13 protein-coding genes and 1 pseudogene are annotated in these 21,507 nt (G+C 54.5%); 8 read left to right on the top strand and 6 right to left on the bottom strand.

Annotation, left to right across the window (positions count from 1 at the left end):
• The first annotated feature begins 1 nt into the window (after nt 1).
• The 3 genes from K9N21_21070 (at nt 2) to vsr (ending at nt 4,180) form a co-directional block, all read left to right on the top strand.
• Nucleotides 2-1,966, top strand: coding sequence for a DUF1998 domain-containing protein (locus K9N21_21070; protein MCF8146406.1), 1,965 nt, complete (start codon nt 2-4; stop codon nt 1,964-1,966).
• Nucleotides 1,967-2,188: 222 nt separating this feature from the next.
• Complete coding sequence (locus K9N21_21065; protein MCF8146405.1) at nt 2,189-3,763, top strand: DNA cytosine methyltransferase; 1,575 nt, start codon at nt 2,189-2,191, stop codon at nt 3,761-3,763.
• 12 nt (nt 3,764-3,775) lie between these two features.
• Nucleotides 3,776-4,180, top strand: coding sequence for a DNA mismatch endonuclease Vsr (gene vsr / locus K9N21_21060; GenBank protein MCF8146404.1), 405 nt, complete (start codon nt 3,776-3,778; stop codon nt 4,178-4,180).
• A 466-nt stretch (nt 4,181-4,646) separates the two neighbouring features.
• Here vsr and K9N21_21055 read toward each other — a convergent pair whose 3' ends face one another.
• Nucleotides 4,647-4,868 (bottom strand): hypothetical protein, encoded by a 222-nt coding sequence (locus K9N21_21055; GenBank protein ID MCF8146403.1) that lies wholly within the window; start codon nt 4,866-4,868, stop codon nt 4,647-4,649.
• A 100-nt stretch (nt 4,869-4,968) separates the two neighbouring features.
• On the opposite strand from K9N21_21055, the pseudogene K9N21_21050 reads away from it, so the two are divergent.
• The 5 genes and pseudogenes from K9N21_21050 (at nt 4,969) to K9N21_21030 (ending at nt 9,379) form a co-directional block, all read left to right on the top strand.
• Nucleotides 4,969-5,457: pseudogene (locus K9N21_21050) on the top strand (virulence RhuM family protein).
• 185 nt (nt 5,458-5,642) lie between these two features.
• Entirely contained in the window at nt 5,643-6,194 is a 552-nt protein-coding gene (locus tag K9N21_21045) for a hypothetical protein (GenBank protein ID MCF8146402.1), read from the top strand.
• Between the two features lie 488 nt (nt 6,195-6,682).
• Nucleotides 6,683-8,014: a putative DNA binding domain-containing protein gene (locus tag K9N21_21040; GenBank protein MCF8146401.1), complete on the top strand. Its 1,332-nt coding sequence runs from the start codon at nt 6,683-6,685 to the stop codon at nt 8,012-8,014.
• A 541-nt stretch (nt 8,015-8,555) separates the two neighbouring features.
• On the top strand, nt 8,556-9,086 hold the full coding sequence (locus tag K9N21_21035) for a hypothetical protein (protein MCF8146400.1): 531 nt from the start codon (nt 8,556-8,558) through the stop codon (nt 9,084-9,086).
• A 56-nt stretch (nt 9,087-9,142) separates the two neighbouring features.
• Nucleotides 9,143-9,379 carry a DUF3820 family protein gene (locus K9N21_21030; GenBank protein MCF8146399.1) on the top strand — a complete coding sequence of 79 codons (237 nt, stop codon included), beginning with the start codon at nt 9,143-9,145 and terminating at the stop codon, nt 9,377-9,379.
• Nucleotides 9,380-9,536: 157 nt separating this feature from the next.
• On the opposite strand, the gene recD is transcribed toward K9N21_21030, so the two are convergent.
• The 5 genes from recD to K9N21_21005 all read right to left on the bottom strand — a co-directional run bounded on the left by recD (nt 9,537) and on the right by K9N21_21005 (nt 21,424).
• Nucleotides 9,537-11,510: an exodeoxyribonuclease V subunit alpha gene (gene recD / locus K9N21_21025; protein MCF8146398.1), complete on the bottom strand. Its 1,974-nt coding sequence runs from the start codon at nt 11,508-11,510 to the stop codon at nt 9,537-9,539.
• Between the two features lie 198 nt (nt 11,511-11,708).
• Nucleotides 11,709-15,329, bottom strand: a complete 3,621-nt coding sequence (locus tag K9N21_21020; GenBank protein ID MCF8146397.1) for a UvrD-helicase domain-containing protein — start codon at nt 15,327-15,329, stop codon at nt 11,709-11,711.
• Nucleotides 15,326-18,973: an exodeoxyribonuclease V subunit gamma gene (locus tag K9N21_21015; protein ID MCF8146396.1), complete on the bottom strand. Its 3,648-nt coding sequence runs from the start codon at nt 18,971-18,973 to the stop codon at nt 15,326-15,328. Before K9N21_21015 ends, K9N21_21020 begins: the two co-directional genes overlap by 4 nt.
• Before the next feature lie 119 nt (nt 18,974-19,092).
• Nucleotides 19,093-19,422, bottom strand: a complete 330-nt coding sequence (locus tag K9N21_21010; protein ID MCF8146395.1) for a hypothetical protein — start codon at nt 19,420-19,422, stop codon at nt 19,093-19,095.
• Nucleotides 19,423-19,558: 136 nt separating this feature from the next.
• Nucleotides 19,559-21,424: an acyl-CoA dehydrogenase gene (locus K9N21_21005; protein MCF8146394.1), complete on the bottom strand. Its 1,866-nt coding sequence runs from the start codon at nt 21,422-21,424 to the stop codon at nt 19,559-19,561.
• Between the last annotated feature and the right edge of the window lie 83 nt (nt 21,425-21,507).

The following is a 21,507-nucleotide window of genomic DNA, read 5'->3' as shown; positions in this document are numbered from 1 at the left end:
CATGGGATACAAGCAAATTCGAATTGGTCAACTTATCGCGCCCTTCGGCCCAGGCAGTATATATACAGACCGCCGTGGAATCCCCCATGTTGTGGCAGGAATAGATCACTGGTTTATGCGTTGGGACGAGACAACGGGCGTTATGATCCAATGTTCAAACCGTGCCGAATTTGAGCGATTTGAGCCCCGTTTGTCTGCGATATTGCGCGTCGACCGCTTTTGCTCCCCACCGGATTATCGACATGTTTCAAGAGGAGAAATACCTCCACCGAATGCGAACCTGCATATCCCTGCTGTTCGATTTCCGAGGTGGTATCGTCATACAAGAACTGGCGAAATGCGTCGTTTTAACTTGGAGTCAGTTCGTCTACCCAAACCGACAGGGGGAGGACGGTGGCAGCCCGTTCGATTCATTGCGGTATGTTCTGCAGGGCATCTTTGTGAATTCCCCTGGAAGCAGTGGATAGGTTGCAATTGCGAGGGAGATGGCAGTCTTTTCCTGACGGATCGAGGTGGTTCAGAGCTCACCAGTATAAGAGTAGAATGTCGTTCTTGCCCACAAGGGTCCCCAGGCAGAAAAGGACGCCATCTTGGAGGTACGACCTTTAAACCGGATATCAGGAAAGGAGAGGAGAGCGCATTTCAAAAGGCAGGCATAAATTGTCCCGGCGACCGGCCTTGGCTGGGTGAAGGATCCAATGAACCAGATTGCCCCCACCCTCTTGTTGGCGCACTCATCAATCAGACAAATATATATTTCCCGCGGACCATCTCTGCTATCTCATTGCCAGATATTGAAATCCAGGATGAGGCCGTTTCGCTTTTGCGCATTGAGATTGAGCAGGATCCATCTACATTAGGTGTCGGCAGAACTTTATGGAACATGGGAAAACGCGGCAACACTGTAGCCATGGTCGCGGCTGGGTTAGATGAAAGAGGGGTTACGTATAACCATGAGCAGATAGAGGCTGCGTTGCAGAGTCTTTTTGAAGACGAACAGTGCAGTGCGCCTGCCGGGTCTGCGAAACCAGCGGCCCCTGAATCAGAACTCCTTGCATTCCGTCGTGCCGAGTTTAATATCATCCGAAATGAAATCAATGATCCCGAACACATCCCCGACCTGCGCGTTATTCAGGTCAGTGTTCCTCAAACAGTAACTTCTTGGATTTACCGCGTAAATCTTGTAGAGCGTCTCCGTGAGACAAGGGCTTTTTATGGCTTCGATCGGTTAGACACTGCTCCCGCCCCTTTGGTTGGCATGCCGCAAACGGCAACGAACCAACTATTCCGTGATCCGCCAAGACTTCCACAAGATCGTTGGCTGCCCGTTGTCGAAGTGTTCGGTGAAGGCATCTATATCGAATTAGATGAAAACCAAATTGCCATATGGCAAGCAGAGCAGGCTGCGTGGCTGGAGAATCGCCTAGATGACGGCTTTATAGTACGACTAGGGGGCATCTATCAAACCCTTCCTCCTCTTGGGGCAGCCAACCGTGCATGGGCCTCTAAATATTTATTGGTTCACACTATGGCACATGTTCTTATCAATCAATTTGTCTTCGAATGTGGATACAGTACAGCTTCTTTACGAGAGCGAATTTATGTTTCTACTGATGAGGAAGCCCCGATGGCTTCGCTTCTTATCTACACCGCTGCGGGCGATTCTGATGGGACCTTGGGTGGCCTTGTGCAACTCGGTCGTCCGGACCGTCTTGGTCAAATCATACATCGAGCGCTTAGCCGTGCATCTTGGTGTTCGGCCGACCCTGTATGCTCTGAGCATCTTGGAGGGCAGGGATCCAGACTTGTAAATCTCGCAGCCTGTCACGCTTGCGTCCTTTTGCCTGAAACATCCTGTGAAACGATTAACCACGGATTGGATCGGGGAATGCTGGTAGGTACCCCATACAGGCGAGAAGGTGGATTTATGTCAGCTTTGCTTACCGAGCTCTATTCCATTGTTTGAATAATGGTTTGATCGAGATTGTCTGCCCGTATTGCTCAAAGAGAAGCATATTAATAGCATCCTAATTGTCTTTACCCGATCATTCCGCTAAAGGCCGGAATCCAGTCTGCTTCTGGATGCCGGATTTAGTCCGGCATGATGAAAACATCCTTACTATTATGAGGCAGTTAATAATGGCGATGTTCATTCAGTTCGGCAAATGCTGCCAATGGAAAAGTTGTTATGGAATTTGAGCGGATTCCAGTGATAGATCTATTTGCAGGTCCAGGTGGGCTTGGGGAGGGCTTTTCCAAGTTTAATACAGATACCGGATTCGCCTTTGAAATCAAGCTTTCGATTGAAAAGGACCTTCATGCCCACACTACCCTAAGGTTGCGGAGGTTTTTCTGGCACTTTCGAGGAAAAAATGTGCCGGAAGAATATTATATGCATCTACGGGGGGAGATCACGTTGGAGCAGCTTTATAATCAATACCAACGTGAGGCTGAAATGGCAGAGGAGCAGGCTTGGCGGGCGGAACTGGGCGATGTTAATCCGGATGAAGTTGATAACCGGTTAAGAAATGCTATTGGAAATAGTCCTTTCTGGGTCCTGATCGGGGGCCCTCCATGCCAGGCGTATTCGACAGCTGGCAGATCAAGAAACAAGGGCGTCAAGAATTATGTTGCAGAAAATGACGACAGGCATTTCTTATATAGGGAATACCTGAGGATTATCGCCAGCCACTGGCCTTCCATTTTTGTTATGGAAAATGTCAGGGGCATTTTGTCTTCAAAAGTTAACGGCGACTTCATTTTTGAGAAGATTCTCAAAGACCTTGGAAATCCGGGTGCAACATACAGAAAGAATTCGCGTAAGAGAAAATACACATACAGGCTATTTTCACTCGCAAAGACGCCTGAGGCTGTAAATTCAGCAGGCCAGCCAAAATATGCAAGGCTTGATGATTTTGTTATTAGAAGCGAAGAATACGGAGTTCCTCAGGCACGCCACAGAGTGTTCTTGGTTGGGGTCAGGGAAGACATTGACACGCGAGGGGCATTGACTTTGGAAAAGCGCAGATCCGTTTCTACGAGGAGAGTTCTACACACCCTTCCAAGGCTGCGCAGCGGTTTTTCGAACGGTAAGGACAGCCCGGAAAGATGGCTCGAGTGGCTTCGAAAGATACGGCATGAAAAATGGCTGAAACGGATGAGCCAAGATGAAACCTCGAGTGAAATATATCAGGAAATCGTTGCTCAAACAGAATCGCTCCGCCGCCCACTTAAAGACAGAGGCTCCGAATTCGTCCGCTACAACGTCACTAGGACAGCATCGACCGAAAGCTATGTCGATGGGCGGCTTGGAGGTGTGTGTAACAGTAGCACTAGGTCTCATATGGATGAAGACCTGTACAGATATTTTTTTGCAGCCTGCTATACGAAAGTTAAGGGGTTCTCCCCTAACCTTTGTGAATTCCCCGAGGAACTTCTGCCTCTCCACAAGAACGCCAGCAAAGCTGCAAATGGAGAGACGAGGAGTGGAGATTTTTCAGATAGGTTCAGGGTTCAGGCAGCTTTTCGACCCGCAACAACTGTAATGAGCCACATTTCGAAAGATGGACACTATTATGTCCACTATGACCCCACCCAGTGCAGGAGTTTGACCGTTCGAGAAGCAGCAAGACTTCAGACTTTTCCGGACAACTATTTATTCTGTGGTCCACGAACTCAGCAATACATACAGGTAGGCAATGCTGTGCCACCTTTGCTCGCATACCAGATTGCGGAGATTGTATCTAAGATTTTATCAAAATGAACATGTTGTGAAATGGACAACTTAACTAAAGAGAAGCGCAGTTGGAATATGTCGCGGATCGGGGGCAAGAATACTAAGCCTGAGATAGTTGTTAGATCGATTCTGCACAGATGCGGATTTCGATTCCGAATCCACAGAAAAGATTTACCCGGAAAACCGGATATTGTTCTCCCGAAACATAAGACAGTAATTTTTGTTCACGGATGCTTCTGGCACAGACATGACGGATGCAAGTTCGCCTATAATCCAAAAAGTAGATTGTCATTCTGGCATGAAAAATTTGCAACGACCATTGAGCGTGACAGAGAACATGTAAGGCGGCTCAATGAGATGGGCTGGCGTGTTGAAGTCATTTGGGAATGCGAACTAAAAGACGAAGAGAAGCTTAGAGAAAGGTTAGTAAAGTTTTTGACCTAAACAAATCCCCATCATGGAATAGGGGACGCAACCGCCTTCTGACTTTATTGATTCGACCAGGTCGGATTAAGGATTGAAAAGGTGTCCCGAGACTCACGGAGCGGCTGTTGGCTTTTTGTGTGGCCTCAGGCAGTTATGGGCCACGGAAACGCTGTAAGGTTTTAAGGTTTCTTCGACTGAGCATGGGGCCAGATCGAGAGGATGGAATGGAGTCAGCCATGGAGTGTGAATCCCGGGAAGGGAAAACCCCGACCGACGCATGTGCGGAAAACCTCTGCGGCCCCCACAGTGGGGAGCATGGGGGACGTCTATGATTTTATGCTTTTCTTTGGGATAGGAAATTGGGGTGGAATAAGGGACGTAGTCGCTTGCTGACTTAATTGATTCGAGCAGGTCGGAATAAGGATTGAGAAGGTGTCCCGAAGCTGACGGAGCGACTGCTGGCTTTTTGTATGCGCTCAAGCCGTCAGTTGTCCGCAGGGTGATGGGATCGGGCTTTGGGGATGGGGATGAACACGTTGAATTCCCGGGAGAGGGCGGGTCCAATGGCCTCTCTGCAACACAGGCAGACATGACGCCCTTGCATGCGCTTGACCATATTCGCCAGTCGGTTAACGGTTCGACAGACCGAACGGCACGCGCCGGCATCGGGCAGTTTTTGACCCCCTGCCGCAATCGCCCAATTCATGGCTTCCCTCCCTGAAGGCGGACACCGGCATGAGAGGGCTGGGACTCCTCAACTGATCAAATGAACCTCTTATCTAAAAAGTCACGGCCAGGGAGGGACAATGGCTAAGAAAAACCAATTGATCCGCAACAGCACGGCTGAGTTCCTGATCTTTACGGGCCAAGCAGGAGAGCAGAGCATCGAAGCCCGGTACGAGGATGAAACCATCTGGCTGTCCCAGAAACTGATGGCGGCGCTTTTTGATGTTGACGTGCGAACCATCAATGAACATCTGAAGAACATATACGCACAGCAGGAACTAAGCCTGGAGTCAACTATCCGGAAATTCCGGATAGTTCAAAAAGAGGGGAAGCGGGATGTCGCCCGTGAGGTAGATTTCTATAACCTGGATGCAATTATTTCCGTGGGTTACCGGGTCAATTCCATTCGGGCTACGCAATTCAGGCAATGGGCTACACAGGTACTGCGTGAGTTTGCCATCAAGGGGTATGTGCTGGATAAGAAACGCATGGAAAACGGCACATTCCTCGGCGAAGACTATTACGAACGGCTGCTTGAGGAGATCCGGGAAATCCGCCTCAGCGAGCGCTTTCTCATATTAGTTCCATGGTCATTGAGGAGAAGGTCACAAAATATCCGGACAGGGCTGAGGCGGAACGCTCCTTCAACTATCCTTTTCAGGCCGTTGAGGAGGCCCTTTGTAATGCAGTATATCACCGATCCTATGAAATCCGGGAACCCGTTGAGGTGCGGGTGCTGCCGGATTCACTTACTGTGGGCAGCTTTCCAGGACCGGACCGGTCCATCCGGGATCAGGACATGCGCGAATTCCGTTTCCTTTCACGGCGCTATCGCAATCGCCGGGTGGGCGAGTTCTTGAAGGAACTCGAAATGACCGAAGGACGTGGAACCGGCATCCCGAAAATATTGGGCGAGATCAGAAAGAACAGATCTCCAGCGCCTTTATTCCACACGGATGATGACCGCACATTCTTTCTGGTGGAATTTCCTATTCATCCTGCTTTTGCCGACGTTTTGAAACCTGCCTCCGAAGTCACCATGGAAGTCACCATGGAAGTCACCATGGAAGTCAAACGACTTCTCGATATTATGACTGGTGAGCACTCCCGAAAGGAACTCCAAGAGGCGCTCAGTCTCAGGAATGCAGACCATTTCCGCAGGGCGTACCTCTTGTCAGCGATAGAGGCGGGAGCCGTGGAAATGACTTCTCCGGACAAACCGAAAAGCAGGTTCCAGAAATACCGGCTTACGGAAAAAGGCAAGACGTTGCGCAAGATACTGCATGAACCTGCGGGACGTCCATAAGAAACTAAATAAGTATTTGAAATGTTGGACGTTATGTTGCGAGTTTGAATTATGTTGGCGCGTAATGGGGGGGGCGGTACTTTTGTTGCGTTTTTCCAGGGCGCTATTCTCCTAAATTGAAAGCGAAAGGGACGGGGGAAGGGCTGACTGACCGGGATACACCCATGAACATCGACCAATCATAGGATCAGATCCCCTTCTCGCCAGGCGACTGGATTACCGATAAGAATAATCCCGGACAGCCAGGACAATACACTGGTAAGTGGCATAAAGCGGGACCACACATAATGGTGCAATTGGCCTGTCCAGGAGGGCGAATGTCCAACCGCCCCCTTGCCTGCCTGCAAGCCCTTGGGGAAAATAGCGTAGGTTCAATTAAAAACCGTCTCAGGGATGGGCACTTTGGAAAGCTGAGAGATCTGCAAAGGCTTGCTCGCAGTTGCCGAAAACATATTGGGAATGCGTAAGGTATGGCTGGTGGAGACATATTGAAAATCGTTTGTGCGGAGGGGGAGGGTCAAAAGATTGAATTCAAGGCCAAACCTTCCCATCTGGCCAGCGAGATGGTTGCTTTCGCCAATGCATCTGGCGGTTCCATCTTTGTCGGAATAACGGATGACGGACAGATTGTTGGCGTTGACGTTTCCAACCGTTTGAGAAGCCAGATACAGGATATCGCCAATAACTGTGATCCCAGGATATCCATCCGGTTGATTTCACATGGCCCAGTTATTGAGATTGTAGTCCCCGAAGGCAAAGACAAACCTTACTGCTGCAATGAGTGTTTCTTTTTGCGGATTGGTCCCAACTCCCAGCACCTCAGCAGAGATGAGATTCTCCGTTTTGCAATCAGAAGCGACAAAGTCCGCTTTGATGAACAGTTGGAACAGGGCACTGATTCAGAGGATGTTCTGGACCATGAGAAAATCGAAGACTTCCTGCGAATCCGTGGCCTGCCTGGATCGACCAGGGCCAGAGATCTCTTGATCAATTTGGGATTAGCCCAGAAACAGAAGAATCGGTTACTCTTGACACGGGCAGCCTTGTTATTTTTCGGCCTAAACCCTCAAGAATATTATCCCGAAACCTATGCAACCTGTGCCCTTTATTCTGATGAAACCCGTGCAAATGTGCTCGATCGACTTGATGCCGATGGGACTTTGGTGGAACAGTTCAACGGCGCCGTTGGATTTATTCGGAGGAACCTGCGAGTGGCTTACCGAATCGTGAAAGCAGGTCCGCGTGAGGAGTATCCCGAAATACCTGAAGCCGTGTATCGTGAAGCCGTTTTGAATGCATTGACGCACCGTGATTATTTTGCTGACACGACTCATATCTATATTCATATGCATCCGGGACGGATAGAGGTTAGCAATCCAGGCGGTCTTCCAGATGGACTGTCCCTGGAGGAGCTTGGAACACGCGCGGTTCCCCGTAACCGACTGATTGCCGACATATTCTATCGAATGGGTTATGTAGAGCGGCTCGGGAGTGGCATTTACCGGATGAGGGCCGAGCTGGCCGCTCGACATCTACCTGCACCTCGCTTTCTGCCGACAATAAATGCTTTCAGAGTTGAATTGTATTCTTCCTTTTTGACGTTGGGCATTCCCAGAAAAGACGCCGAAATCTGTCAGTGGCTCTCTCACAGAAAGCAGGCCTCCATCAGAGAATTTCTGGAGGCATTCTCTATTCCCAAGGCCACCATGAACAGACGCCTATCCAAGTTAGTAAGGGACGGATTGGTCAAGGTGCACGGTTCCGGCCGTGGAACCTATTATATCTTGGATTATGGACAAAACGTTTATGAGACCGACTGATACGATAAAAGATATATATATCAATTAGTTGAGAACAACATGAGACGATAATGGGACGGAAATCCGAAATAGATCCCCAGGGTTCTTTCACATTATTGGCAAATGGAAAGGGTATGAGGGAGTCCGGGACGTGGAGAGAATCCGGGACGTACCCAACTTGTAAACTTGAACGTTACGTTTTGCCAGGGCCTTGTTCTCCAGAACTGAATTCAAAGCCAAAGGGACGGGGGCGGGCCTGACTGACCGGGATACGCCCATGAACATCGACCAGTCATAGGATCAGATCCCCTTTTCGTCCGGCGATAGGGTTATCGACAAGAATAATCCCGGACAACCGGGACTGGCGCAAATGGACTATCCAGGTGGAACAAGGGCCACTCGTCACCCTGTTTGTCTCGGACCTAAGGGTGGTATTTGCCCGCCACCAATAGAGGATCATCTAAAAGCGGAACACGCTGGGAATCAAGCCTACAGAGGCCACAGATGTTCTGAGCCAATATCCTGCGTCTGTAAACAACACCCGGGATAGGGAGGTTGAATAGTGAAAAATGAAAGGGGAAGAAGTTTCTGGACCCCACTTCTGGCTGTCATACTGGGAGGTCTCGTTTCAATAGCGACCACTGCAATTCTCCAACTTTGGTTGATCCCTGCAAAGGAGTGGAAAGGGCATATCAGGGAACTCCAGGAGCAAAGGTTATCAAAACTGTACCAACCCCTAACGATAGCCACGCTCGACGGGCAGGCAACAATTGTTAGTGACGTTACCTTTTATCGAGTCTGGTCTATAATGAATGAGTATGGATATCTCGCACACCCTGAACTTATGGAAAAGTACCTCGCCTTCTTGAGACTTTGTGAATTTGCGGGATATGAGGATCTCAAAGAAGGAAGCTTCCATCAAAGGCCTCCACCTGACGAACTGGTGCTCGAAATCGTTAAGGAGAAACACTTCCCCCTCAAATATACCGCCGAACGACTTGAGAAACTGAACGTCAGCGCTAAGGAATTTCAGTCTGAACTCAAGAAGCGCTATAGGGAGGCTTACATAGACTTCACAAAGCGACTGCCGTGACGTGATGTGTCACGGATGGAATCGGCAAGGGAAAAGACGGAGGTTTCCAGGATTAAATGAACGAAAAGAATGAGTGCATACCGGACGCGGCGGTCTTGCTTAAACTGGCCAGGATGCGGATGCCGTTCGGCAAATATAAGGAGCGGCGGTTGATCGACCTCCCTGAGACTTATATGGTTTGGTTTGCCCGGAAAGGATTTCCGGCCGGACAACTGGGGGAAATGTTGCGCATGGTTTATGAGATCAAAATCAACGGTCTGGAATACCTTTTTGAGCCGTTGCGGAATCAATAAATGTTTTATAGTTTAAAAGAATCATAAGAATCCTGGTCGGACCGGGACAACCGGTGGAGGCCCTGAAAGTTCCACGACAAAGGAGAAACCATAATGAAACGCGTCAAGTTAATGATGGGTGCCGGCTGCATGATGATGACCGCCGGTCATCCGGAAGTTACCATTCCAGCCCTGACTGCCGCTCGATCTTCTGTTTGAGGGCGTTTTTCAGGACCGATTCCGTCCCATGAATGATGATCCGCTTCCTGGCCCGGGTGACCCCTGTATAGACGATCTCCCGGGTCAGGAGCCGGTGGGTGTCATCCTGCGGGAGCACCAGGAGTACATCGTCGAACTCCGAGCCCTGACTCTTATGAACGGTCATGGAAAAGGCCAGTTCCCAGGGGGGCAGCATATCCATGGAAAAGGCGATGTACGTTCCGAAACGGGGGAAAAAGGCCCGGTATGCCCCATCGCTGTTCCTGATCACCACGCCCACATCTCCGTTAAAAAGCGCCTTTGCATAATCGTTTCGGGTGATCATGATCACCGCCCCTCCAAAATACCCCCTTTCCATCCAGGCCGGCTCTCCGACCGCAGCCCCCAGGCGCCCGGCGATCTCTTGGTTAATGCCGTTGCACCCGTAGATGCCGTTTCTCACCAGTGACAGGATCCTTGCCTGTTCCACCCGCTCAAAGAGCCGACCCAGGATCTCCTTTCCCGAATCCGCGTGAAGGAGACTCCCCACCTCCATGCCGCCGGCCTCCGATGCCAGTCCTGTGTAATCCCTCCCGTCGTCATCCACCGGGCTCAGATAATGATGGTCCACCCAGAGTCGCAGGTGTTCTCTCCACGCCCTCACCCCCTCATCCGGGACCACGGCCCAACGGTCCGTTGCCAGGTGAAGGGCCGACGCAAAGGAAACAGGCGCATATTCCGGAAACATCCCCTGATTGATCTGTCCGGCCAAATGCAGCAGATTTTTTCCGGAACGATAAACCGTATCGAGGACGATCAGGCGATCCTTGAATCGCTCGGCCCGCGTGCCGTCGGGAATCATCTCGGCAAAAACGGCCCCCGCCTCTACGGACGGCAGCTGGTCCTTGTCCCCCAGAAAGATCAGCCGGGTCCTGGACGCGTCCACGGCCCTTAGAAACCGCTCCATCATGATCACGTCCACCATGGAGACCTCGTCGAGAATAATGACGGATGCGGGAAGGGGGTTGGTCTCGCCGTAGTAGAAGTCATGGTGCGCGCCGCGGTAACGCAGCAGCTTGTGAAGGGTGCTTCCTTTCAGATCCAGGAGTTCCCTCTCCCCCTCTCCAGGCGAGGAAATGGTGTTGATACTGCGTTGCACCGCTTCTGTCATCCGCTGTGCGGCCCGGCCCGTGGGCGCGCCCAGAAGGATCTCCCCGGCCCTGATCCCCGCCCGCAGGAGGCAGCGGAGGATGTTGACCATCAGGGAGGTCTTGCCGGTGCCCGGGCCGCCCGAGATAATCGCGAACTGCGATTTAAGCGACATCCGGAGGGCCTCCACCTGTTGCGCATCCCGCTCGATCGGCCTCCCCTCCTTTCCAACGCGGATAGCGTGCTCAGGGGAGTAAATCCCGTCAATAAAAGCGTCAATGTCGCTCTCCGGGATCCGGATCGACGGTTGTGCCTGCAGCAGGGCCTCCATCCTTTTTCTCAACATATGTTCATGGACATGGAACTTCTGAAAATAGAGGAGGCTTCTATTGCCGGTCGCAGACAAAACCAGCGGCAGATAGTCGTCGCTGTTTCTTGTGATGAGCGCCTTGTACATATCCTTTGACAGGCCGCTGAGAAAGGCGGTTGCCATTTTCCCTGCCTGCCCGGCCTCCAGGAATCTCATGAGACCGGCGCACAGGCGCTCTTCTTCAAGATCGATGCAGAGACTCCCCTCCTGCAGGGCCCTGAACAGGGTCATGAGCACGGCCGCAAGCGGCCCGTCCTCCTGGCATCCGCCCAGCTCCACCAGATCGCGGAGGGTCATATAGTCGATCAGGGGGAGCTCCAGTTTCCAGGATGCGGCATAGATATCCTGGATATCCGCCCCGGCGTCCTCCGCCGGTATGCCGAGGCCTGAGAGCCGTTCCAGCAGCTGCTGTGCTTCTCTGATCAATGGTTTCATGAAATTCCTTCAATGCGGCGCAAAGTATGATTGAGCTGGTAAGCTGTTAAGCTGTTGAGACCTACCTTCGCTAATCAGCGATGAACGATCCAAAAGCTCAAGGCTCGAAGCTCAAAGCTGAAAGCTCAAAGCTGAAAGCTGAAAGCTTACAAAAACTCAACAAACCCGATGAACTCAACAAACCCAACGAACCCACATCTAGCCGGCATGCAGCATCCCGTGCGTCTCTTTCTCAAGCCGCTCCAGGGGCCCCAGTTGATCGGCCGGGATATGATAGATGCCCTCTCCCCCGGCCCCGCCCATGCCCCGCAGGTAGAAATAGAACACGCCCCCCCAGTGCGCTTCCGGAATAAACCGATCTTCCAGGGTCTGCCGCAGCCAGCGCAATGCAGCAATGGCATACAGCCTGCACTGGAGGTGATAGTCTGACTCGGCCATGCTCCTGGCCATCGATTCCTGGCCGTAACCGGTTTCAAGATAGTTGGATTTCCAGTCCGCCACATAGTACCGCCCGTCTTTTCTGAAGATCAGGTCCACAAAGCCCCGAATCAATCGATCCGGTCCTTTACTTCCCGTAACCGGTCCGGGCCGGTCAGGCAGGAGAGGATACGCATAGTAAAACGCCGCCTCATGAAGGCGATCTTCGGTCTTGAGCCGGGCAAGGGTAAACCCGTCGCAAAACAACGGAATGGGCGTTGTCAGCGTATTCCAGAGGATTCTGCAGACCGCCTCCTCCCATCGCCCATCCACCCGATAGGCCGCCATCTGCCTGGAAATGATCTCCCGGGTGCCGGGGTCTTCCATGAGACAGCCGGCGGGATCCGTGTGCCCGTCCCCGGATCTCAACGCCACGCCGTAATCCATCTGTTCCAGTATCCCGTGAAACATCAGACCGACATCGGTCCCGCCGGGGATCTCATTGGACCGGTCCGTCTCAGACAGAGGTCCCATGTCCGGGGCGCCCAGGGGCTCGTCATCCTCTTTTCCCGATTGATCCGGATGAAAGGCCGCTTCTCCGGCCGGGATGCGGTCCGCCATCCCCTTTTCCTGGTGAAGGCGCGAAAAGGAATCCACCCGGGTCCGTCTTTGTGCATAGCTCTCCGGGATGACCAGATCTTCGAACCCCACTGCAACAGGGGCCGTCTCCTTCTGCCCGGCAATGTCGATCCGATCCGCGATCGTCACGCCGGCGGCGGAATGTTCGGCCGTCAACCAGAGCACATCCTTATCTCCGGCGTCTCTGGGAAACGCCGCTGTCAGGGCCGGAGAGAGAAGCGTGCATACCGGGCCGAGCCAGGAGGCGCTGTTTTTATAGGTATAGAACGGCAGGTAGAGCTTGAACTGCGCACGGGTGGCGGCCACATAGTAGAGCCGCTTGTCCTCATCCGCCTTTTCAGCCTCGTATTTTCCGGCGGCCCCGGATTTTCCCAGGTCCATGATCCGCGTGATCTTGGGAGAGGGGTCGCGGTCCTCCATACGGTGATAGGTATGATATGCTTCCTGGTGAGCGGGCGGCTGGGTCAACCCGCCGGCCACAAAGACCACGGGAAACTGAAGCCCCTTGCTCACATGCATGGTCATGATCTGGACCTTGCCTGACTCGGTCTCTATCTGGTGGATATCCACCCCTTCATCCGCGTCCCAGGAGGCATTTCGATGGAGGTCCAGGAGGGCGGACAATCCCCTGAAATCGAGGTTCTTCCGATAGGCCGTCTCTTTCAGGTATTCGAAGATCTGCCGGTAATTGGTATATTTCCGGTCCCACCCGGCCTTGCCTGCACCACGGGCCAGGAGACCCGAATCTTCCATGAGGGACTGGAACAGATACCCCCATCTGCGCGTCACGGCGTATCCGTTCCACCTGAAGAGGATCTGTTTGATCGGGTGAGTGGGCGGGATCTCCTCATAGGCATAGAGATCCTGTACCTGCCGTTCGAAAAACGGGGTCAACAATCCCTTTTTAACGGCCGAACCGTCTCCGGGATCCAGAATGGCATGGAAGATCAGCCGGGTATACACCGCCTCATCAGAGGCAAAGAGCCCGGGTTTTTTATAAAAGGCGTAAAGGATATTTCTTCTTTTCAGCTCATCTTCCAGAAAAGGCACATCCGATCTTCCCCGCACCAGGATGGCCATATCCCCGAAACCGATGGGCCGCTCCCCCTGGCCCCTTTCCCTGATCCGGATATCAGATCCCGCGAGATGCTGAATCTCCCTTGCCACGAATCGTGCAAGTCGAAGCTTGGCCGGCTTTGGAGACGGTGAAAGACTGAGATCGACGATGGTCAGGACGGGACGGCCGGAGGGATCCGCGACCATCTCTGCGCAGGCGTCTGCCGGGTCCGGGGACCTTGTCTCCTGATATCCGATATCAAACGGGCCGGCCGCGGACTGGGGCATGAACCATGCGTCCCGGCAGAACAGCCTGTTGAATGCCGTGATCAATCCGGGCTGGGAGCGCCAGTTGACGGCGAGGGAATAGGCCCCTCCCCTCCCCTTCCCTGCAAGTCCTTCCATCTCTATTTTTGCACACAGATAGGCATAAACGTCGGCGCCGCGAAAGGCATAGATGGCCTGCTTGGGGTCGCCGATCACAAAGAGCCGGTTTCCGGAGGCAACCGGGCTGTCGATGAAGATTCTCTTGAATATCCGCCACTGAACAGGATCCGTGTCCTGGAATTCATCGATAAAGGCCACCTTGAACCGGTCCCGGAGCCGGGTCAGCAGATCGGCCGCGGCTTGGTCATACAGGGCCGTTTCCACAAGACGCAGCATATCGGAATAGCTGATCCAGCCGTGGGCCTCCTTTGTCAGGGCGAGGTCGGCCTGAAGTCGATGAACACTCTCCACTGCCAGGCAAAAGCGAAGGTCTCTTAACCGTTGACTCAGCGCTTCCAGCCCCTCTCTCACAGGGATGAGCTCAGCACACACATGGAGGTTGGCCCCCCCTTTGTTCCATTTTTCAGGGATGAGGCAGTCCAGGCCTTTTCTTCCGCTGGAGCCGGCCTCCTGTATCTGCACCATTACCGCGGAAAAAGAACAACAATCGAAGACCCCTTCCTTTCCCCCGCAAAAATGCGTTTCAATGGGGACAACGATCTTACCGAGAATGTTCTTTTTTGCAGCGGCATTGAAATTCAATTGTCCATATCTATCGGAAAACCCCGGCGCGATCAGGGATCTCACGTACATCCAGGCCGAGGCGATCTCCTCTTTGATCCGCTTGAAATCCCTTCCCCCCAAATCGGGAAGGAGTTTGTCTCCCGCCTGTTGGTTCAGCATCTTTGCCAGGGTGGTGACGGTCTTTAGAAAATCATCCTTCTTTTCATGGAACCGGGACAGCTCAAGTAATTCCTCCAGCTCCTCCCCATAGATTTCAGGCCAGTCTTTTCGCATCTGTTCTTTGAGAAGCGTCTCATAAAGAGGGCCGTCCTGGATCACCTCGCTCTGAAAGGGGGTGCTGTTCTCAAAGGCAAAGTCCCTGAGGAGGCCCTGGCAGAATCCGTGAATGGTATGGATGGCGGCCCTGTCGAATTCGTCTACGCAAAGTCGAAGCTTCTTGTGCGCGGCCGGGTCGAGATCCGGATCGCTCAGGATTTCTTCAAGCTTTCTCCGTATGCGGACTTTCAGTTCAGAGGCCGCCTTTTCCGTAAATGTGACCATGAGGATGTTTTCCAGCGCCACATCCTCCTGTTCCCTCAGGAGCCGTACCACCAGATTCTCGATGGTGTAGGTCTTGCCGGTCCCGGCAGAGGCCTCGATAAGCCCGTGCCGCCCCAGATGGATCCGGTGAATGTCATGGACGGGCTGGTAGGTCATGGCTGTTTCCGGACCTCGTGTTGAAAAAAGATCCTGAACCGTTCCCTGGCCCTGTCAAGGGCATCCTCGGGGATGCAGGGATCGGCGAGCCGCACCAGAAAGGCCGTTTCTTCGGAATACGCCTCCCGGAGCTGGGCATAAAATGTCTCCCGGTCCCCCGCTTCCATCTCATGGTCCGCCATCAGATGGGGTTTGACGGTCTGGGAGGTGATCGCCTCAAACGGGAGCCACGCCGGCCTTTTCCGGTCCAGATACGCTGACGCCAGAAGGGTCAGATAGGCCCCGGCAGCATCCGGCGCCAGGCAATAGGTCCAGGCCTTCAGGGTTTCCCTGTAAGCCACGTGAAAGGTAATGTCCGCACCCCCCAGCTTCCGGCGGCCGCTTTGGGTGGACAGACAACAGAGCCAGGAGAGGAGCGGCTCCAGGATGTATCTGTCCGGCACGGCGCCAGGTTTCCTTCCGGAACCGGTCAGCACCAGGGCATGCCACTTTGCTTCCGGGTCTTTCCAGACCCAGGGGAGTTGTCCGTGGACCTCCACCGCGGTCTGCAGGGTCTTCACCGGATCATCCGCAACATCGACCATGAGACGCAACGGCTCAAATCGCTCCACAGGGAGCCGGTTGTCCAAAGAGATGCTTTCGCCGGTCCCTTCACCCACAAAGAAGGCCCGGTATGGTTCTTCCGCTGATGCCATCTCTGCCATAAGCCGGCTCAGGGGACCGGCCCTCATAAAAACGTCCTCTTTGAGGGCCTTCCTGTCCAGTCGGGCAAAGGCCCCCTCCGGGGTCGCGCTCCTTCTGCGCAGGTCTTCATACACCCGGTCGCAGAGTTCGTCCAGGGGGTGGAGATCCGTCATTGGGACCCCTGAGGCGGCGAACCTGTCCAGCCAGAGCCTGAGAGGGGCCATTCTGAGATGATACGCCAGAGGGAATTCAGAATAAAAGGGTTCATCCTCCTTCAAGGCCGTCTCCCGAAGGGACGCCTCTTCCTCGGTTATGCCCAGATGCCTTTTGAGGCACTGAGACACCGGATCCTCCAGGAACATTCTCAAATGCCTGGCAATGATTTTTTCAACCGCCCTGTCCCCCTTTCGGGAGTGTTCGCCATCCACGCCGAAGTCGGGAAAACAGGCCTGAAGACGTTGTCTCAAGGCATCGGGCACGGTTTCCGCCGCAGCCTTCCACAGATCATTCTCCTGATAACAGGCGATCCTGTCGGCCAGGGAATAATTGACCAGGACGTCGGATACAGGATCAACGGCGTCCATTGAAACATACCGTTGGCTGGTCCCCTTGAGCGGGACCTCGGTCACCCGAAACCGCTCCCCCTGGAGCAGGATCTCCTCCTCCACATATCTGCGCAACTGATTCACCACGGAGCAGGGCTGCATCACGCGATCCTTTTGCAGGTCCCTGGCCACATAGCCGATATAGAGCTTGTCGCGCACAGAGAGAAGCATCTCCAGAAACAGATAGCGGTTGCGCTCGGGGAGGCTGACATCCCCGATCCGTCTTTTCCGAAGACGGAGGTCCAGAGACGACGCGTCCGCCCGTCCGGGAAACGCCCCCTCTTCCATGCCCAGGACATAGACCACCCTGAAGGGGATCGGCCGCATCGGCTGGAGGGCCGAGATGGTGACCCCGTCGGTCAGGTAATCCCCGTAACCACCCGAGATGGATCCGAGGCGCGACGTGACGAATTCCCGGATGATCTTAATGTCCAGGTCCGGTTCCGCCCCCTCTTCCCCGGAGTTCCCTGTCCGGAGCGAATCATATATCTTCAGGTCCTCGAATGCCACTGCCAGCGACGAGCGCACCGCGGATTCCCCCCGCAGATCCGGCGGGACCCTCAGGAGTTCATCGCAGACCTTCTGAAACCGCTCGGCCCATTCCCCTCCCGAGCCACGCAATCCCGCCAGCCCGGTCACGCAGCGATACAGCCGTTCGATCACCAGAGAAAATTTTTCCACCAGGTCCGTGTCCCCGGTATGGATATCCTGAAAGGGCACCCGGCCGTGAAACGATCCAAAACCGGGGTCCGGCCCCTCATGGAACCCACCTTCTTCAGGGGCGGCAAGTATCCTCGACAGGCGCAGCCTCTGAAGCCCCTGTTTCCAGGTGTAGGCGTCATTGGCCGGATACCCCCTTCTTGCCTTGTGCGATGTATCGAAGCTGTGAAAAATATTCAGATCGTCGGCCCAGCCGGACCATATGGAGACGTCTTCAAAGCGGATCCCCCACCGGTTCATGAAACAGGGATTCAATAAGAGATCAAAGACCTCTTTTCGCGAAAACCGTCCTGCGGCCAGGTCGAGGATCCCTGTCACGGCCTGACCATAGACGCTTTCGATATCCGCCCGCGAGTCCACCAGGTTATACACCACCCGCCGGGGCCTCCGGTTGAAGACCGAATCAATGGCCGGTTTGTAGGCCGACATATCGGGAACGAAAACGGCCATATCGGTGAGCTGAAGCCGGGGATCCGCTTCCAGGTTATGGAGGATGCTGTTGTAGACGGTCTCCACCTCCCGGTATATGCCCGGGCAGGCCATTATCTGGAGGGATTGGTCCTGAGGCCGCCGATCCCCGGCCTCCTTTTCAGTGGAGAGGGTGAGGATGCGGTGCTGAACCGCTTCGAGCACGCTGGAAGGGGCGGAAGCCTTTGTAAAGCAGGCGCTGAAATCATAATCCGTGAGTTGGCACAACAGACGGATGTGTTCCCTTCCGGGTTTGCCCCAGAGGGCCAGGAGTTCGTTTTCCTCTTCCTCCAGGAGTTCCCCCACGCTGTGCTCCTCCCGGGTAATCTCAAGTTTTCTCACTGCACGCCGCTGGATCCATTTCTTCTCCTGGGGCGTCCGGATGTCTTCCCAGAATTCCCGGCAGGGGTTCAGGCTGTAGATATAAATCGCGTAGTGGTCCTTCAAACGGCCGATCAGTCTCAGATGGAAGGGAGATACCTGGGAGAGGCCGAACAGATGGACGAATTTTTCGGGTGAAGACGCGCCCGGCTCCCCGCCTGTCTCAGCCAGCACCTCGTCGGCATATTCGCCCAGGGAAAGGAGGCGTTTTCGGGATGCCTGAACATATCGCGCCCTTGACTCTCTCATCCTAAGATAAAGCCCCTGCTGGCATTGCTCCATCCCTTCAGGCCGGTATTCCCGGTCACGCCACTGCTCCAGCATGTCGAAACGATGGAACTGATAGGCCTCAAACAGCCCTGCCATCCGCTCGGTGAACTGCCAGAGCTTCACCGCATAATCGGGTCCTCTTCCGCCGTCCGGATCCCGGAGGTACTTGTTCAGGGGCCTCAGGGAGGGCTCATCTCCCTTCAGGCCCATCAATTCCCGCAACAGGAACATCTTCGCATGGCCGCTGTCCATCATCTCCAATCGCTCGGCCCGGGGGTCGAGCCGGGCCAGCAGGTCCCACAACCCGAACTCCAGATACCGGAAATCCACATTCATGAATACCGGCTGCTTGGCCGCAAAGGTCAGTTGCAGCCACTTCATCAGATTCTGATTGGGCACAATGGTGAGAGGACCTTCGAGGATGTTCTCTTTCAGCCGATTTTCAAGACGGACGATCTCCGCGAACTTTTCCGCCAGTATTTCAAGCCGGTTGCTGAAGTAGAGGTGAATCGCCACAAAGAGACCCCGTGAGAAGTAAGAATTATGAAGTATGAATTATGAAGTATGAAAGTATGAAGTGGGGAGTGGGGAGTAAGGAGCCGGGAGCGGTCGGGATTTCCGGATTCCTGGATGCCTTATTCAGCCTCCTCATGCCCCAGGAGGATCATCCGCTCTTTGGCCGCGGCCTTGCGCTCGGCTTCCCAGAGGTCCCACTCCTTTTTCAGGCGGGCCAGCTCTGTTTTTACGCCGATGGCCTCGGCGTCTTCATCCCGGCCTGCGCCTTGGATGGCGGCCAGGCGGTCCTTGAGCGGCCGGACCTGATCCTTGATGGCCCGCATGGCGGCCAGGGCCTTCTGCTCTCTCGGTGTGGGGACCTCCAGCTGTCCCGGGCAGGTCCGGTCGAGATCCTCCATCAATGGAAACAGATGATCACGCGGTTCCTCTTTTATTGATTTCTCATTCATTCTTCCGGTCCTCCCAAAGGGGATTGGGCAAAACGCCTCACGGCGTCACTGCGAACAGGGATTGACGTCTCGGCGCAACCGGCATCCCCTCCTCAAATCGCACTGTGCCCTTGAGGGCGTGTCATTCTCCCCCTGCCTACGATGCAAATCCCTCTTCAGGGATGTCCATCACCGACATGTCCTTGCTCTTGATCGCCCTGGCCGCGGCCCCTGCCTCAGGAAGGATGTTTTTGATGAAATATCTCGCGCTGAAGACCTTGCCCGCATAAAAGGCCGCATCCTTGCTCCCCTTTATAAACGCCTCCCATGCGGCCCGGTCCGTTGGCGCCACGCCCTTTTCCCGGCTCAGCGCATCCAGTTTCTCGTTTGCCACCCCCGCCTCCCACAGCAGTAACCATCCGGATATCACCTTGCCCATCATCATGAGGAACGGATAGGCATGGTTGACAGGAGTGAGAAAGTCTTTCTGGCCCGCACACTGGGCAAAGAAAAACCCGGTCTCGCCCAGGGTGCCGACCGCCTGCTGCACATCCTCTGCAAGGTCCTTCAGTTCAGGCACGTCCCGGTATCGGGCGATGGTCTGGTTCATCTCTGCGATCAGGTTCATGAAATAGGCCCCGTTCTTCTGGCCCAGCTTCCGGCCCACAAGATCCAGGGCCTGAATGCCGTTGGCCCCTTCATAGATGGAGGCGATCTTCTCATCGCGCAGGAACTGCTCCACCGGATATTCCGAGCAGTATCCGTAACCGCCGTAGACCTGGATCGCCGTCTCGGTGACCCGGAAGCCGATGTCGGAATTGTACGCCTTGCAGATGGGCGTCAACACCTCCACCATCCCCCGCCATTTGTCCTTTTGGGTCTCGTCAGTCTCGATCTCGGCCCGGTCCCCGCACAAGGCCGTGTAATAGAGAAGCGCCCGCATACCCTCCACGTTGGATTTCATCCAGAGGAGCATCCGCCGCACATCCGGATGCTGTATGATCGGGACACGCGGGGCCGAAGGGTCCTTGAAATGACGGATGGAAGACCCCTGGATCCGCTCCCTGGCATACTGGAGCGCATGGAGATAGGCGATGGAGCCGCTGGTCACCCCCTGCATGCCCACGCCGATGCGGGCCTCGTTCATCATCTGGAACATGATCTTCATGCCCTGACGCTCTTCCCCCAGCAACTCTGCATAACAGTCGCCGTGATCACCGAAGTTGAGCAGACAGGTGGCGCTCCCATGGATCCCCATCTTCTGTTCGATCTTGGCCACCTCATAGTCGTTGCGCCGGCCGAGGGTGCCGTCGTCGTTGACCAGGTATTTGGGCACCAGGAAGATGGAGAGCCCCTTTGTGCCCGGCGCGTCCCCTTCGATCCTTGCCAGAAGCGGGTGAATGATGTTTTCGGTGAGGTCATGGTCGCCCGAGGAGATGAATATCTTGGTCCCCTGTATCCGGTAGGTCCCGTCGGGCTGACGAACGGCCCGGGCGGCCGAGTTGCCCACATCGGTCCCGGCGTTGGGCTCGGTCAGACACATGGTGCCCCCCCATTCGCCGGCCACCATCCTTTCCAGATACCGCTTCTTCTGCTCGTCCGTTCCATAGGACTCGATGAGGCGGGCGGCCCCTTCGGAGAGGCCGGGGTAGGCAAAAAAAGCGAAGTTGTGGACAAACCAGTCCTTGACCGCCAGGGAGGCGATGTGGGGAAGACCCTGTCCTCCCGACTCCGGCAGAAACCCCATGGCCCCCCAGCCCCCCTCGCAGTAGAGGCGGTAGCAGCGGCGAAAGGCCTCAGGCACGTGCACCTGCCCGTTTTCGAGCCTGCACCCTTCCCTGTCCCCCGCCTTGAGGGTCGGGAAGATCTCGTTTACGGCGAATTTGCGCGCCTCCTCCAGGATCATATCCAGCATCTCCCTTGAAAACTCCGCAAATTTCGGCGCGTCAAACAGCCTCTCCACGTCCAGCATCTCGTACAACAAAAACCGCTGATCCCGTTCGTCCAGAATGAGATTTGCCATAACCGTCCGTCTCCTTGTGTTGGTTTTTAAATCCCGGCCATCATAATGGGAGGGAGTCCAGGCTGTCAATGCCGTTCTTCCTG

It is taken from the genome of Deltaproteobacteria bacterium (genome assembly GCA_021737785.1).
Lineage (GTDB): Bacteria > Desulfobacterota > DSM-4660 > Desulfatiglandales > Desulfatiglandaceae > AUK324.
This window is presented reverse-complemented; position numbering and strand designations above follow the sequence as displayed.